Raw genomic sequence first — 16,493 nt, 5'->3', positions numbered from 1 at the left:
AGGTTTATCACTATGAACAAAGCTGAATTTAATCAGCATAATTCCTTACTTAACAGTATTCATCAAAAGCGGCGATCAGGTTATGCGCGATCATCTGCGCCGGGCGACCTTCAATCTGATGACGCTCGATGAAATGCACCAACTGGCCATTCTTAAATAAAGCGATGGCAGGCGAAGAGGGAGGATACGGTAATAAATGCTCACGCAATTTCCGGATAGCATCTATATCAAAACCCGCAAAGCTGGTACTGAGGTGATCGGGCTTCTTATTGGCATTCGCCACTGCCATCAACACTCCCGGGCGGGCTGAACCCGCCGAACAACCACATACGGAATTGATCATCACCAGGGTGGTCCCTGTCTTACTTAACTGGTTGTCAACTTCTGTTGGTGTGAGCAACTCGGTGAAACCATAATCTGTCAGCTCCTCTTTCATGGGCTGCACTATTTCTGCTGGATACATATTCTTTGCTATTTTTTAGTTCAATCTAAGAACGCAAATCTACGCAAAAAGTTGACGCGGGCATTTTGAATTCAATTAACATGACTTTATGTCTGCAAACCTGAAGCAATTACAGACATTTTGTCTTATACCCATGCCTCTTTTTCCATTTCTGGCGGTAAAAACAGGTATTTTTTGCACTGGTATGCCATTTGAAAATACTCCTGTACAAATTCATTACAAAAACAAAAAGTAATAGACTATGACACTCGTAAAATTCAACAACCGCCCGGTAAACAGCGTATTCAACTCAGTATTTGATGATCTGTTAAATCAGTTTCCTACCTGGAAGGATAGCACCTTGCACAATCCTCCGGTAAACATTCATGAAACCAAAGAGGCTTATCATGTGGAAGTAAGCGCTCCTGGTCTGAATAAGGAAGATTTTCAGGTAAAAGTAGAAGATGGCTTATTGACGATCAGCTTTGAAAAGAAAGAAGAAACAAAGAAAGAAGAGTACAAAACAGTACGCCGGGAATTTGCCCAACGCAGCTTCAAACGCAGCTTTACGGTAGATGACCAGGTGGATGTTGATAATATCCAGGCGAAGTACGATCAGGGAGTGCTGAAGCTTCATCTTCCCAAAAAAGAACAAGCTAAAGTGAGCACCAAACAGATTAATATCCAGTAAGTAAAATATTAAAGGATAGTTAAACTTTTTTCATAAGCAGTTGGTTTTGGTTTAAGTCCCATCCCGATCTTTATCGGGATGGGTTTTTTATTGTTTTGTTATTAACTTCGGCCACGATTCAAAAACATGACAAGTCCAAATCCCCCGATGAATAAAATAATAGGGCTGATTATACTGTTGATAGCACCCACGGCCTGGTTAGCAGCACAAACCCAACGGACGGCTGATACCATTCCTAAAGCTATTGATACCCTGCCCGTCCCGCTGCCCGACACGGCGGAAACGGAGGCTATCCTGCGCATCAAGAACCTCAACCCCTATTTTACGCTCCATGTAGATTCTACCCTCACCTACAAACTGGAGATCAACAAGGAAGAATCCAAATATTACTGGTACCTGCGCAATTCGCCGGTAGGCTTGCGGATCAATAAAGACAATGGCACCCTGACCTTTAAAGCGGAGAAATCCTATTTCCTTTCCGGCAAGCTCCGCTACGACAATGAGTACCGGGTGAATATCGGGGTCCAAAGCCTGGACAATCCCACCGAACGGGTAGACACCTCTTTCTCCATTGTATTTTACAATACGGAAATAGTGCTGGCCAAGGTAAAGCCATCCGTGAATTCCACCATTACCATTGAAGAAGGGGATACACTGGCCTTTAAGGTCCAGTGTGAATTTGGCAGCTTCCCCATTGACAATATTACCTTCCTGGCCAACCTGCCCATGAAGAATTACACCAACGTAAAGAAATGTGAGGATGATTTCATCTGGTCGCCCCCTTTTGATTTTGTAAAGGAAACCGACATCGGCAAGGAACGGATCCTGCTGCTAAGCTTCATTGGCACCAACCGTTTCATGGTAAGGGATACGGCCGTAGTGCGGGTCATTGTAAAAGACGCCCTCAACTATCCCTTTGCCCTGCAGGAATTCAACTTACAGGCGCATAATATTGAGACCTATATATTGCAATTAAAATATACGTTCCTGCAGTTGGATAAAGGGGTGAAGAAAACCAAGAATGCCCGTACCGGCTTTGATATCACCAGTTCCACCACCGCCCTCACCGGTACTATCTTAACTTCTTCCACCAGTACAGATGCACAGAAAACCGGAAAGATATTACCCAGTGTAGGCGTTTCCCTGGTACCTATCAAAGAAGCGGTGGCCCCGCAAAAAGTCTTTGACCAGAACCAGGCATCTGCTGTCCGTGCCGCTATTAAAAGGCTGGACTATATGCTAAAGGATAATGCCCTTGTAGGTGAACGGGACCCAGACATCGCCAAAAAGACCAATAAGCTTAAAGATGAGCTGAAGCAGATACAGGTGCAGCTTATTGACGTTCCGATCGAAATGACCCGCAATATGAGCGAGAAGGAACTCAATGATTATTTCGACAGCCCGAAAGTGAGAAGGAAGTACAGGTTGAAGAAGTAAGGCTACTCACATTTGTCTTTCCTCCGCGTATCTATCAAATACTGGATCTTCCACTGCCCGCCAAAGCGTACCAACTGGAAGCTGTTAACACCGCAGTGACTGAACTGTCCATTGTAATAAAACTTATAGGGTGTCCATACAATGGCCAGCGGCCCGTCGATCCTGATCGTTTCAAATTGTATGCGCTCATCCGCAACGCCGGGTTTCAGCTTGCCTACAAAGCCGGCAAAAGCACTTACGGCCTCATTCCGGATAATGGTTTCCCCTTCCTTGTTGCGACTGATGGTTTGCAGTACAGCACTATCCGCAAAAGCGCCTTTTACCATCTCCGCATTGGCCGTTTTCATGCCCTCAAATAATTGGTTGACCGCCGCTTTTACAGAGTCTTCCGTGGTTTGCGCCTGTACATAACTAATACTAAGCAGCATGGCAAGTGCAGAGAACATCTTTTTCATCAACAGTAGATTGATTTATGACCGGATAAGATAAATATAAGCAGGGGAAGCTTATGCTCCCGTATTATTGTATAAGTGGTCACTTTATTTATCTTGCGGTAGCAGCCCGGAAAATCGTCAGCATGGACAAACGTTTATTTTTACTTATTGCCGTCAACCTCCTGTCATGGTTCGTTTTACTGTATAGCATACAGAAAAAGAGGCAATTGCCTAATTTCCTGCTGACGATCATAGTCTGTTTTATTTTTCTTTCACTGATCGAGTTTCCCTACCGGGCGTTCTTCAGTGATAAGCCGTACAGAACAGGTAGCTGCAAAACCGACTTCTTCAAACCCGATAGCAGCCTTGGTTATGTCATTGGGAAAAATGGCACCTGCGAGGCCTGCCAGGTAATAAACAAAGACACCCTGTTCAAGGTGAATTATACAATGGAAGCTGCCCGCGACCCTACAGGAAGGCAGTTCAGCCGGCGCATAGGTTTTACAACAGCAGCCGCCTCCAAAGAGATCGTATTCCTGGGTTGCAGTTTTACGTTTGGAGGAGGGGTGAACGACAACGAAACCCTTCCCTGGCAGGTCGGACAATTGGCCAACCAGAATACCATCAACGGTGGCATTAGCGGGTATGGCATCCACCAGGTGTACCAGTTATTTAAAGAACAATATGCCAACTCTTCCAATAACCAACGCATTTTTGTGTACTCCTTTATATACGACCATATCCTGCGGGCCAGCGGCATATACAAATGGAGCCTGGGAGGCCCTTACTTTAAAACAGTAAACGACTCACTTATCCATACCGGACAGCTCAGCGGCTATGCAGATAGCACAAGGCCCAGGTATGCCCATTACCTATCCCTGCTGGGCACCTTTACATTCTTAAAAGATATGCTGGACAGGGTACAGCTCAATTATGACGTGCGCCACCTGCCACAGGAGCATTACGACAAATGTTTCTTAATGATCCGGGAAATGGCCGCAGCAATCCGGCGCACAGGAGGTAAATTAATCCTGATCGATTGGGACCATACCAACTGGGCCAATAAACAGGTAAGTACTTTATCCATCGACAGGATCGAAAAAGCGCTCAATACCCTCCCGGAAGGCTCTGTGCAGGTCATCAGGGTCTCTTCTGTTATAGACCTCAACAACAAAAGCTATTTCATCCGGAGAGATGGTCATCCTTCGGCAGCCGCCAATAAAAAGCTCGCGCAGTTCATGCTACAGTATATTAAATAAGAAATCCCGCTGCTCCCGTAAAACGGGAACCAGCGGGATCCATATTGTCTACAAAATTCTGTATTGACTGAATTCTGTATTCTCTTCTTAATAATCCATACCGCCCATACCAGGAGCGCCGCCACCATGGGTGTGAGCTTCTTCCTTCTTAGGCTTGTCGGCAATTACACACTCAGTAGTGAGCAGCATACCGGCAATAGAAGCGGCATTTTCCAGTGCGATACGGGTAACCTTGGTAGGATCAATTACACCGGCGCGGAAGAGGTTTTCATACTTCTCAGTGCGGGCATTGAAACCAAAGTCGGCCTGACCTTCTTTTACTTTCTGAACAACGATGCTGCCTTCAATACCGCTGTTGAATACGATCTGGCGCAGGGGCTCTTCGATCGCACGCTTAACGATAGCGATACCGGTTTGCTCGTCTTCATTCACAGCGCCTTTCAGTTTTTCCAGGCTGGCAATGGCGCGGATATACGCGATACCACCACCGGGAACGATACCTTCTTCTACCGCAGCGCGGGTAGCATGCAGGGCATCATCCACACGGTCTTTCTTCTCTTTCATTTCCACTTCAGTTGCAGCACCTACATACAGTACAGCTACACCACCGCTCAACTTGGCGAGACGCTCTTGTAATTTTTCTTTATCGTAATCGGAAGTAGTTACTTCGATCTGGGCTTTGATCTGGTTTACGCGGGCAGTGATATCTTCTTTCTTACCCTTGCCGCCAACAACAGTAGTGTTGTCTTTGTCGATGGTAACAGAAGAAGCTTGTCCCAGGTAGCTGAGATCGGCATTCTCCAGTTTGTAACCTTGCTCTTCGCTGATCACGATACCCTTGGTAAGGATCGCGATGTCCTGCAGCATTTCCTTACGACGGTCACCGAAACCAGGAGCCTTTACAGCCGCTACTTTCAGGGTACCACGCAATTTGTTTACTACCAGGGTAGCGAGTGCTTCACCTTCCAGGTCTTCAGCGATGATCAGTAAAGGACGGCCGCTTTGAGCAACTTTCTCCAGGATGTGGAGGATATCCTTCATAGCGCTGATCTTCTTGTCGTAGATCAGGATATAAGGGCTTGACAGCTCAGCTTCCATCTTTTCGCTGTTGGTAACGAAGTAGGGAGAGATATAACCGCGGTCAAATTGCATACCTTCTACCACGTCTACATTGGTATCGGTACCTTTTGCTTCTTCCACAGTGATCACGCCTTCTTTACCTACTTTACCGAAAGCTTCAGCGATCAGCTTACCGATCGCTTCGTCGTTGTTGGCAGAGATAGAAGCTACCTGCTGGATCTTCTTGCTGTCGATACCTACAGGCTGTGATTGGCTTTTCAGGTTTTCAACAACAGCCGCAACAGCTTTATCAATACCGCGCTTCAGGTCCATGGGATTGGCGCCGGCAGCTACGTTCTTCAAACCTTCGCTGATGATCGACTGGGCCAGTACAGTAGCAGTAGTAGTACCATCACCGGCAATATCAGCGGTTTTGGAAGCTACTTCTTTTACCATCTGGGCGCCCATGTTCTCAATGGGATCTTCCAGTTCAATTTCTTTTGCTACAGTAACACCGTCTTTAGTAATAGACGGTGCACCGAATTTCTTTTCCAGTACCACGTTACGGCCTTTGGGACCTAAGGTCACCTTCACCGCATTCGCCAGAATATCAACCCCTTTCTTCATTTTATTACGGGCTTCGATATCGAAGAACAGTTGTTTTGCCATATTATGTTAATTTGAAAAATTAGGTAATTTGATTATTTGAAGCCGGAAGTCAGCCGTCTGATCTTTTGCTCCGATGCTTTTCGGACTTCAGACATCAGACTTCAGGTTTTATACAATTGCTAAGATGTCGCTTTCTCTCATGATCAGGAGATCATCACCTTCAATCTGGATCTCAGTTCCGGAATATTTACCATATAATACGGTATCACCTACTTTTACTGTTACCGGCTCATCCTTCTTGCCAGGGCCTGCGGCTACTACGGTACCACGCTGAGGCTTTTCTTTGGCAGTGTCGGGGATGATGATACCACCGGCAGTTTTCTCTTCCGCTTTAGCGGGTTTCACAATTACCCGGTCGTGCAGGGGGGTAACATTGACTTTCTTAGCCATAGTTTATCAGTTTTTTGATTTTGGTGAAATGTTTAGTATCCCGGCAATTCTGTTTTTATGCCTGCCGGGGGGCGGCAAAGTTAAACATAATCTATACCAAACCATTTTTACAAGCCATTTTTTCAGCTTTCCGGGGAAAGGGTGACAGGATTTGAGTGGTGGCCGGCCTATAGCATTAAGTATCAATGCCAATTTTGCAGGAAAGCATGAAGTCGGAGGTCTGAGGTCCGAGGTCTGACCATTGACTTTTAGCTTCCTGCCTGAACTTCTGACCGCTGACTTCCGACTTCAGACTTCGCTATTCCACCGAAATCAGTTAGTTTTGCCGGTTCAAAATAAGCTCTTAGCATGATCAGCAGAAGAAACATCCGTGTGAAGGTAATGCAGGTCCTCTATTCCGTGGAAAGCCAGGAAACACCCGAAAAGAACGGTGACCCTTTTAAACTACTTCAGAAACACTTTGACCTTACCCACCAGCTCTTTATTTACCTCATCCACTACCTCACCGAAGTAGCCCGCTACGCCGAGATAGACGCCCGTAACCGTGCCGGTAAACACCTGCCCTCCCGGGAAGACCTGAATGTAAATATTAAACTGGCCGGCAATGAATTGCTGTGGAAGATCCTCGAACACCCCTCTTACCAGAAAGCCGTAAAAGAGACCAGGCCCGAACTGCTGGCTAATCCCGAACTCCTGCGCAAGATCTACCTGCAACTGGCAGATACAGATAAATATAAACAATACATCTCCGTGCCGGCCCGTGAGAAAAAAGAAGAAAAGGCCATGCTGGAATTCATCTTCAATGAGCTGCTGCTGCCCAATGAGGACTTTACCAGCTATGTAGAAGAAACATTCACCAACTGGGACGATGATGCCGACATGCTGCGCCTGTTGCTGCAGAATTTCCTGAACAAGCCGGCGGGCTTTAACTTCCAGGAGCTCATCAGCAAGGAAAAATGGTTATTTGGCAAGGGCCTGCTGGAAACAGCATTGGAGAAGAAAGAGGTGACGATGGAATACATTAAGCCCAAATTAAAGAACTGGGACCCTGAACGGATCGCTGTACTGGACATGATCCTCATGCGGATGGGTGTTTGCGAGTTCCTGTATTTTGAGACCATCCCGCCCAAAGTAACGATCAACGAATACATTGACCTGGCTAAGGAATACAGCACACCGCAAAGCGGTCAGTTTGTAAACGGAATCCTGGATAATATTCATAAGGACCTGGTACGGGAAGATAAAATGCACAAAGTGGCATTTAAGCCTTCTTAACACAGTGGTAACCTGCCAGCAATAGATTTGTCAAAACTTTTTCCAAATGAAAACATTATTTTTTTCCCTGCTCGTAGCCCTTACGGCCTGGTCCTGCTCCAATAGCGGCGCCAGTGAACCGCCCAAACCGGGCGAAACAACCACCATTCAATGGATCGATTCGGCCAAAGACATGGGCAAAGTACTGGATGGCCAGGTAGTAGACATCGTCTTCCGTTTTAAAAATACGGGCGCTAAACAACTCGTCATCAAAAATGTAGGAGCCAGTTGCGGTTGTACTGTGGCAGAACGCCCCGAGGCGCCTATAGCTCCGGGCAAGGAAGGCGAGATAAAAGCAACCTTCAATAGCAAGGGACGGCTGGGGACCAATAAGAAGACGCTGACCGTATATGCCAATACAGGTGGCGACGAGACGCACAAACTGTATTTTACCGTAGAAGTGATGCCTGCTGCAGATACTCCCAAGAACTAATCCCGCGAAGCGGGAAGTAATTTTGCCGGTTTACCGTATCTTGCGCCCCTGTCCATTGATATTTTTAAACATTTTTAAAACAGATATACAAAATGACATCCTTAGTTATTTTCTTACAAGCAGGAGGAGCAGGCGGTGGCGGTACCATGCAACTGGTTCTGCTGGGTGGTATGATCCTTATTTTCTGGTTATTTATGATCCGTCCGCAAGCCAAAAAAGCCAAAGCGGCCAAGGAATTCCAGGCAAATTTGCAGAAAGGTGAAAGAGTGGTAACCATTGCCGGCATTCACGGAAAGATCAATAAAGTGAACGAAGATGGCACGATTGACCTGGAAACCAGCCCGGGCAGCTACATCAAGATCGAGAAAAGCGCTATTTCTATTGAGTGGACCAACAACGTCAATAAGAATAACGCGGCTACACCTGCCAAATAAGCGCTCCTTATTATAAGTAATAGGAACCGGATGCAAGACATCCGGTTTTTTTGTGCCTTTTAATTAATTTGCCTTCTATGACGTTACGCGTTGGTCTTACAGGCGGCATCGGTTCGGGCAAAAGCACGGTAGCCAAAGTATTTGAAGTACTGGGCATCCCGGTCTACTATGCCGATGAGGAAGCCAAACGCATCATGAACAGCGATCCTCAACTGCGCGAGGAACTGATCCATCACTTTGGCCCGGCTACCTTTGAGCAGGGTATGCTGAACCGGAAGCACTTGTCGCAGCTCGTATTCAACAACCCTGAAAAACTCGAACTGCTCAATTCACTTGTACACCCCGTTACTATCCAGGATGGCGAGCGGTGGCTACAGCAACAAACCACGCCCTATGCCATCAAGGAAGCAGCCCTGATCTTTGAAAGCGGTTCCCAATCACAACTCGATTATGTAATAGGCGTATCAGCGCCCGATGCCCTGCGCATACACCGCACCATCCAGCGTGACCACATTACCCGCGAGGAGGTTATCGCCCGCATGAATAAACAGATCAAACAGCTCATCAAAATGCGGCTCTGTGATTTTGTCATCGTGAATGATGAACAAAGTGCTGTGATACCGCAGGTAATGCAACTACACCTACAATTACTTTCGCTCGCAACCAGTAACCAACAACCAGTCACCAGCAACCAATAACCAGCAACTAGCCGCCCACCGTCCTGCACCATCCTGATCACAAATGCATCTTATTCAGCATTTTAATCCCGGAAATTACCCTTTTTCGTAAAAGTTTTTTCCGCTTTGCGGTGCAATGCCTAACTTATGATCAAATAAAAGATTGCTATGCACCGAAGAAACTTCCTGCAACAATCCGGCAGCCTGATCGCCGGATCACTCATTGCTGAGTCTGTACTGGCCAACACATCCCTGACTACTCCTTTTGCCAAAAAACGTATAGCCATGGTAGGTACCGGCGTACGCGGTATTGGTATGTGGGGAAAGCCGGTGATCAAAGAATTTGCCGACCAGGTAGAGTTTGTAGGTTTATGTGATATCAACCCCGGCCGCGTGGAGACCGCCAAAAAAGCAATGGGCCTCGCCTGCCCTACTTTCACCGACTTTGACAAGATGATGAAGGAAACAAAACCCGATCAATTACTGGTGATGACGGTAGACGGCACCCACCATGAGTTCATCATCAAAGGCATGGAATATGGCGCGGACATCATCACCGAAAAGCCCATGACCATTGATGAGCAGAAATGCCAGGCCATCCTCGATGCAGAGAAGAAAACCGGTAAAAAGGTGACTGTTACTTTCAACTACCGCTATTCGCCCCACCGGCAAAAGATCTATGAACTGCTGCGGAATGACACCATTGGAAAGATCACCTCTGTCGACTTCCACTGGTACCTCAATACCTCCCACGGCGCTGATTATTTCCGCCGCTGGCACCGCCTGCGCAAAAATGGCGGCTCCCTGCTGGTGCATAAATCCACCCACCATTTTGACCTGCTCAACTGGTGGATCAATTCAGAACCCGAACAGGTATTTGCCTATGGCGCCCTGGAACATTATGGTAAGAATAATTCCTTCCGCCATACACACTGCCGCCCCTGCCCGCATAAAAAAGAATGCAAATTCTATTGGGATATGACCAAAAACGCCAACCTGATGGAACTGTATGCCGCCAATGAACAATATGACGGCTATCACCGGGATGGTTGCGTGTGGAAAGAAGATATTGATATTTTTGACAAGATGGCCGTGCAGATCAGGTATGCCAACAAGGTGCAGGTAAGCTACTCGCTCACCGCTTACTCACCCTATGAGGGATACCGTATTGCCTTCAACGGCACCAAAGGCAGGATTGATGCCTGGATCAAGGAAAGTCAGCCCTGGGAAGAAGAGCCCTATGATGAGATACAGGTAACCACCAATTTTGGCAAACGGGAAATCATCCGTATTCCCAACAATGAGGCCGGTCATGGCGGTGGCGATACGCGCCTGCGCAAACAGGTATTTACACCGGGTGAAGATCCCTATCACCAGTCAGCCGGCAGCCGGGATGGCGCTATGTCTATCCTCATCGGCATTGCAGCCCGCAACAGTATTGATAGTGGCAAGCCGGTAAGCATTGGAGACCTGACTTCGCTGAAGCCAAAGGAGCAACGGGTGGGTTAGTTATTGATTATTTATTATTAATTATTCCTATACTAAGCATGATTCGTTTTCGGATCATGCTTTTCTTTTTAGAATACAGAATTCAGAATACAGAATACAGCAGAAATACAAGTGGCAACATACTGGTAGCCGCACAAAGGATTCTGTATTCTGTCTCCTGTATTCTGTATTCTAACTATATTTATTCCTTAAAAAATTTCCTTGCATGAGAAAACACCTGATTGCCCTCCTGTGCGGCCTGTTACCCCTGTTGGCCGCAGAGGCGCAAGACTATAGTAATTACCAGCAACAATCCAATCGCATACAGGCCTTATCCAAGCAGTATCCGCAACTGGCTACCGTAAAATCCATTGTGCGTACTACCGGCAATAAGGATATCTGGATGATCACGATCGGCAGCGGGAATACCGCCGCCAAACCAGCCATTGCCATCGCAGGCGGTGTGGAGGGCAATAACCTGCTGGGAGCAGAACTGGCTATTGGCTTTGCAGAAGACCTGCTGAAAGGCAGCACTACCGACAGCATCAAGGCCCTGCTCAACAAAACCACGTTCTATGTATTTCCCAACCTGAGCCCGGATGCTACTGAGCAATACTTTGTCAAAGGGCAATACGAACGCCAGGGCAATGCCACCAGCACCGATGACGACCGTGATGGTAAAGACAATGAAGATGGATATGATGACCTCGATGGCAATGGCAAGATCACTTCGATCCGGATAGCATCTCCGCTGGGTGATTACAAACCACATCCCGACGACCCGCGCGTATTGATCAAAACCGATGCCTCCAAAGGCGAAAAAGGCAAATACCTCCTGTACACGGAAGGTATTGACAACGATAAAGACAACCAGTACAATGAAGATGGAGAAGGCGGCGTATGGTTCAATAAGAACTTTACCTACAAGCATCCCTCCTTTACACAGGGCAGCGGCGAGTTTGCCGTATCTGAAAAAGAAACAAGGGCCATCGCCGATCAATTGTTCGATCTCGCCAATGTATATGTCCTCATCAGCTTCAGCAGCAACAACAACCTTTCCACGCCCTTCACCTATAATGCTACTGCAGCCAATCAACGCATTGTAGCCGGCTACCTCGAAGCAGATGCCAAAGCCAATACCCTGGTATCGGAATTATACAATAAAATAACAGGCATGAAAGAAGCGCCCAAAACAACACCGGCTGGCGGCGACTTCCTTTCCTGGGGATATTATCATTATGCCCGCTACAGCTTCAGCACACCAGGCTGGTTTGTACCAAAAGCTAAACCCGACACCGCCAAAAAAGAAAAAGCATTATCGGTTGATGATCCCACCGCCAATTACCTGCGTTGGGCCGCCCAGCAAAGCATCACCAATACCTTCACCCCCTGGAAGCCGGTACAGCATCCCGATTTCGCGGGCAGAACAGTGGAAGTGGGTGGCATAGATCCTTTTGTATTGATCAATCCCCCCTACAAGCTGGTGCCGGAGATTGTAAAAAAGCATACAGACTTTGTAACAAAGCTGGCTGCCTACCAGCCCGAACTGGATATACTGCATGTAAAAACAGAGAAAGTAAGCAATGGCCTTACCCGCGTTACGCTGGAAGTAGCCAATAAAGGACTGCTGGCCTCCCATACGAAGCTGGGTGAAAGAAGCTACTGGATCAAACGCATACAGGTACGGGTGAATACAGCCAACAATCAATCGGTGATCAGTGGCCGCAAAAACCAACTGCTGAATGCATTGGAAGGACTCAGCTCCCAACAACTGACCTGGCTCATCAAAGGCAGTGGTAAAATAACCATTGAGGCAGGCAGCCCTACCACCGGTACCGTTAAAACAGATATTACGCTTTAGTACGTTGTTCAAAATTGATCATTATGAAAATCAGCATATCAACTTTTCTATTCATTGGCCTGGCCACGATGGCCGGCATGGCGCAGCAACCCAACCAGGTATTTAAAGGAGTGGGTAGCCCGGTAAATCCCAAAGTGCCCATCAGTTGGAACAGGTACAACGACCATGCAGGCATTACAGACATCTGCAAGAAGATAGCCGCCGCGCATCCCGATCTGTGCAAACTGGAATCCATTGGCAAATCCTTCCAGGGCCGTGATCTCTGGTGCCTTACCATCAGTGATTTCAAAAAAGGCGGTGAGGTGAACCGCAAACCCGCCATGTACATTGATGGCAATATCCATTCCAATGAAGTACAGGGCAGTGAGTTTGCCTTATACACCGCCTGGTACCTCACTGAATCCTTTGGCGATACCAAATACATACAGGAATTACTGGCCGATAAAACCTTTTACATTGTACCTACCATCAATCCCGATGCGCGGGACAACTTCTTCCACGAAGCCAATAATGCCAACTCCCCCCGCTCCGGTCTCATACCGGTAGACAATGACCGTGATGGCGCTGTTGATGAGGATGGCTATGACGACCTGGATAAAGATGGCAACATCGTTATCATGCGCCGCAAAAATCCCAATGGCCGCTGGAAACAGGATACCCGCGACCCACGCAAGATGATACAGGTAGGTACGGAAGAAAAAGGCGATTATGAATTGCTGGGGCTGGAAGGCATTGACAATGATGGTGACGGACTGGTGAATGAAGACGGTTATACCTTTGAATATGACCCTAACCGTGACTGGGGATGGGGATGGCAGCCCAACTACATACAGGGCGGCGCGTATAAATATCCTTTCTCCTTACCGGAAAACAGGGCAGTGATGGAATTTGTGATGAAGCATCCCAACATAGCAGCCGCACAATCCTACCACAACTCAGGCGGCATGATCCTGCGCGGTCCCGGCGGACAGGAGGATGTAGGCACTTATAATGCCACTGATGTGCGCATTTATGATGTGCTGGGCAAGAAAGGCGAAGAGCTGCTGCCCGGTTATCGCTACCTCGTGGTGTACAAAGACCTGTATTCTGCTTATGGCGGTGAGCTGGATTGGTTCTATGGCGGTCGTGGTATCTATACTTTCTCCAATGAGCTATGGACCTCGTACCTGATGTTCAATAAAGGCAATGATGATGACAATGATAATTCCGGCATAGATCCCTCCTACCAGTTTGACCGCTACCTGCTGTTCAAAGATGCTTTCGTAGAATGGCATGAATACAACCATCCACAATATGGTAAAATCGAGATCGGTGGTTTTAAAAAGAACTTTGGCCGCATGCATCCGGGCTTCCTCATGGAGAGTGATGCCCACCGGAACATGTCGTTCAGTGTTTTCCATTGCTATCAAACACCCAAACTATCTATTGATTCTATTGCAGAGAAAGACCTGGGTGATGGACTGAAAGAGATCACGGCGGTCATTGCCAATGAACGCATCATTCCTACGCATGCCAGCCAGGACCTGAAATTTAAAATTGAGCGTCCGGATTATGTCAGCCTCACCGGTGTTAAAGTATTGGCCGGTATGGTGGTTGACAACCGCGACCTGAATATTACTACTGAACAGAAGAACAATCCGGCAACGGTTGAGGTAACCAACATTCCGGGACAAGGTACCGTTACCGTGCGCTGGATTGTGCAGGGCAGCGGCAAGTATACGATTAGTGTGGATAGCCGGAAGGGAGGATTGCTAAGTAAGACTAAGTAGCTGCGAGCCACGAGCTGTGAGCTACGAGCCCACAGCTTTTTATATTTGCTTTATGAACCCACCTATTGAAACGATACATCTCTTTCCTGTGCTTGACCAAAAGCTAATGGAACTGCTCCGTTCATTAACACCGGAGGAATGGAATAAACCCACCGTAGCTAAGCTGTGGACGGTAAAAGATGTGGCGGCCCATTTGCTGGATACCCACCTGCGTACCTTGTCCATTGCCAGGGATGGCTATATGGGCGCCCCGCCTGGCGCCATCCATTCTCCTGGCGACCTGGTTGATTACCTCAACCAGCTCAATGCGGATTGGGTAGCTGCCTGCAAACGCATCAGCCCGGCCGTATTAACCAGTCTGCTCGAAGAAAATTGCCCAAAGGCCAGTGCTTACATGGCTTCGCTGGACCCACAGGCGCAAGCTATCTTTTCGGTGGGCTGGGCAGGTGAAGCCATATCGGCCAACTGGTTCCATATTGCGCGGGAATACACCGAGAAGTGGCATCACCAGCAACAGATCAGGGAAGCAGTCAATAAGCCGGGGATCATGACTGCGGAACTTTATCATCCGTTTTTGGATACTTTTATGCGGGCATTGCCTTTTACCTATCGCGATACACCGGCGCCGGAAAGCACCGTATTACAGTTTACCCTTACTGGCGTGGGCGGTGGCGACTGGTACCTTATCAGGAAAACAGAATGGGAGCTTATAACAGCGCCTGGTGCATCACCCACAGCCCATACCACCATTGATGGCGCCATAGCCTGGAAGCTCTTTTCCAAAAGCTGGCGGCGTAAGGATGTCATGCAATATGTAACCATTGCAGGAGATCAAAAGCTGGGTGATGTAGTACTCGATATGGTATCGGTGATGGCGTAACCAGGCCCAAAAATGCCTGTCCATTTTTCGGTTGGTGCGTAGTGGTCAATTCTGCTACTTTTGCTGCATAAAGAACCTGAAGTATGAATGCAACGCTGACACCCGCACTGATGTATGATGCCCTGGTAAGAAAAGACAGCCAGTTTGAAGGCGTGTTTTTTGCCGCGGTAAAGACCACCGGTATCTTTTGCCGGCCTACCTGCACCGCCCGTAAGCCCAAATTTGAAAATGTAGAATTCTATACTACCAGTAAAGAAGCCATCCTGCATGGTTACCGTCCCTGCAAGATTTGCTCACCGCTGGAGCAACAGCATACAGCCCCCGGCTTCATTAAACAACTGCTCACGCTCCTGCAGGAGAATCCTGATAAAAAGATCAGGGACCAGGAACTACGGGATATGGGCATAGAGCCTGTACAGGTACGGCGTTGGTTCAAGAAACACCACCACCTCACCTTCCAGTCTTTTCAACGCATGCAGCGCATTAACCAGGCTTTTGGCATGATCCGCTATGGAGAGAAGGTAACCAGTGCGGCCTTTGAGAATGGGTACGACTCCCTGAGCGGCTTTCATTATGCTTTCAAAAAGAATACAGGCTTTGCGCCCACAGCCAGTAAATCGGGACAGGTGATCACCATTACCCGCATCACGACGCCATTAGGACCTATGCTGGCCGGCACTACCGATAAAGGCATTTGCCTGCTGGAATTTACCGACCGCAAAATGCTGGAAACCGAATTGAAGCAACTGCAAAAGCTACTGGCTTCTCCCCTGCTGCCGGGACAGCACCGGCACTTCGACCAGTTAACAGCAGAACTGCAGGAATACTTTGCCGGTACCCGTCAACTATTCACGGTACCATTGGACACACCGGGCACTTCGTTCCAGCAAAAGGTATGGCAGGAACTTACCCACATACCTTTTGGCACTACCCGCTCCTATAAGCAACAGGCCATTCACCTCAATCAACCTGCTGCCATACGTGCCGTGGCCAATGCCAATGGTCTTAACCGGGTATCCATCCTTATTCCTTGTCACCGCGTCATTGGTACCGATGGAAACCTTACCGGCTACGGCGGCGGCATCTGGCGAAAACAATGGCTGCTGGACCACGAAATGAAGAACAAAAAAGGCAACGAGGCATAAAGGCATTGAGGCAACGAGGGCGAAACAATGTAAACTTTCTATCCACCGGGAGTTTCCGGTACCGGTTTCGTAAAAAATTATCCACAGGCTAACCGACTGCAAAAGAACCTC

General features: G+C 47.8%; 16 protein-coding genes. 12 read left to right on the top strand and 4 right to left on the bottom strand.

From position 1 onward, the window contains the following. Positions 1–49: 49 nt before the first annotated feature. The gene (locus HB364_RS16785) at positions 50–463 is read right to left on the bottom strand and encodes a BrxA/BrxB family bacilliredoxin (protein WP_167289369.1); all 414 of its coding nucleotides are present in this window, start codon (positions 461–463) and stop codon (positions 50–52) included. Positions 464–704: 241 nt separating this feature from the next. Between HB364_RS16785 and HB364_RS16780 the strand changes: the two genes are divergently transcribed. Both HB364_RS16780 and HB364_RS16775 read left to right on the top strand, forming a co-directional pair. Beyond that, positions 705–1,133 (top strand): Hsp20/alpha crystallin family protein, encoded by a 429-nt coding sequence (locus HB364_RS16780; protein ID WP_167289368.1) that lies wholly within the window; start codon positions 705–707, stop codon positions 1,131–1,133. A gap of 147 nt (positions 1,134–1,280) precedes the next feature. Then, entirely contained in the window at positions 1,281–2,570 is a 1,290-nt protein-coding gene (locus HB364_RS16775) for a hypothetical protein (RefSeq protein ID WP_246228508.1), read from the top strand. A gap of 2 nt (positions 2,571–2,572) precedes the next feature. Here HB364_RS16775 and HB364_RS16770 read toward each other — a convergent pair whose 3' ends face one another. Beyond that, positions 2,573–3,025 (bottom strand): DUF4440 domain-containing protein, encoded by a 453-nt coding sequence (locus HB364_RS16770; protein ID WP_167289366.1) that lies wholly within the window; start codon positions 3,023–3,025, stop codon positions 2,573–2,575. A gap of 122 nt (positions 3,026–3,147) precedes the next feature. On the opposite strand from HB364_RS16770, the gene HB364_RS16765 reads away from it, so the two are divergent. Further along, positions 3,148–4,263 carry a hypothetical protein gene (locus tag HB364_RS16765; protein ID WP_167289365.1) on the top strand — a complete coding sequence of 372 codons (1,116 nt, stop codon included), beginning with the start codon at positions 3,148–3,150 and terminating at the stop codon, positions 4,261–4,263. 87 nt (positions 4,264–4,350) lie between these two features. Here HB364_RS16765 and groL read toward each other — a convergent pair whose 3' ends face one another. Both groL and HB364_RS16755 read right to left on the bottom strand, forming a co-directional pair. After that, complete coding sequence (gene groL / locus HB364_RS16760) at positions 4,351–5,991, bottom strand: chaperonin GroEL (RefSeq protein WP_167289364.1); 1,641 nt, start codon at positions 5,989–5,991, stop codon at positions 4,351–4,353. A 108-nt stretch (positions 5,992–6,099) separates the two neighbouring features. After that, positions 6,100–6,381, bottom strand: coding sequence for a co-chaperone GroES (locus tag HB364_RS16755; protein WP_119048861.1), 282 nt, complete (start codon positions 6,379–6,381; stop codon positions 6,100–6,102). 348 nt (positions 6,382–6,729) lie between these two features. Between HB364_RS16755 and nusB the strand changes: the two genes are divergently transcribed. From nusB to HB364_RS16710, 9 genes are all read left to right on the top strand, one after another. After that, a complete protein-coding gene (gene nusB, locus HB364_RS16750) occupies positions 6,730–7,656 on the top strand; it encodes a transcription antitermination factor NusB (RefSeq protein WP_167289363.1) in 927 nt (308 codons plus the stop codon). 46 nt (positions 7,657–7,702) lie between these two features. Continuing rightward, a complete protein-coding gene (locus HB364_RS16745; protein WP_167289362.1) occupies positions 7,703–8,128 on the top strand; it encodes a DUF1573 domain-containing protein in 426 nt (141 codons plus the stop codon). Positions 8,129–8,220: 92 nt separating this feature from the next. Beyond that, positions 8,221–8,562, top strand: a complete 342-nt coding sequence (gene yajC, locus HB364_RS16740) for a preprotein translocase subunit YajC (protein WP_167289361.1) — start codon at positions 8,221–8,223, stop codon at positions 8,560–8,562. A 77-nt stretch (positions 8,563–8,639) separates the two neighbouring features. Beyond that, positions 8,640–9,260: a dephospho-CoA kinase gene (coaE, locus tag HB364_RS16735; RefSeq protein ID WP_167289360.1), complete on the top strand. Its 621-nt coding sequence runs from the start codon at positions 8,640–8,642 to the stop codon at positions 9,258–9,260. A gap of 147 nt (positions 9,261–9,407) precedes the next feature. Beyond that, complete coding sequence (locus HB364_RS16730; RefSeq protein ID WP_167289359.1) at positions 9,408–10,748, top strand: Gfo/Idh/MocA family oxidoreductase; 1,341 nt, start codon at positions 9,408–9,410, stop codon at positions 10,746–10,748. 205 nt (positions 10,749–10,953) lie between these two features. Beyond that, the gene (locus HB364_RS16725) at positions 10,954–12,588 is read left to right on the top strand and encodes a M14 family metallopeptidase (RefSeq protein ID WP_167289358.1); all 1,635 of its coding nucleotides are present in this window, start codon (positions 10,954–10,956) and stop codon (positions 12,586–12,588) included. 23 nt (positions 12,589–12,611) lie between these two features. Beyond that, positions 12,612–14,357 (top strand): M14 family metallopeptidase, encoded by a 1,746-nt coding sequence (locus HB364_RS16720; protein WP_167289357.1) that lies wholly within the window; start codon positions 12,612–12,614, stop codon positions 14,355–14,357. 52 nt (positions 14,358–14,409) lie between these two features. After that, positions 14,410–15,237: a maleylpyruvate isomerase family mycothiol-dependent enzyme gene (locus tag HB364_RS16715; protein ID WP_167289356.1), complete on the top strand. Its 828-nt coding sequence runs from the start codon at positions 14,410–14,412 to the stop codon at positions 15,235–15,237. Positions 15,238–15,320: 83 nt separating this feature from the next. Beyond that, positions 15,321–16,382: a bifunctional transcriptional activator/DNA repair enzyme AdaA gene (locus HB364_RS16710; RefSeq protein ID WP_167289355.1), complete on the top strand. Its 1,062-nt coding sequence runs from the start codon at positions 15,321–15,323 to the stop codon at positions 16,380–16,382. The last annotated feature ends 111 nt before the right edge of the window (positions 16,383–16,493 follow it).

The organism is Paraflavitalea devenefica, assembly GCF_011759375.1.
Lineage (GTDB): Bacteria > Bacteroidota > Bacteroidia > Chitinophagales > Chitinophagaceae > Paraflavitalea > Paraflavitalea devenefica.
The sequence above is the reverse complement of the archived record's forward strand: the minus strand, read 5'-3'. Positions and strand labels throughout refer to the sequence as shown.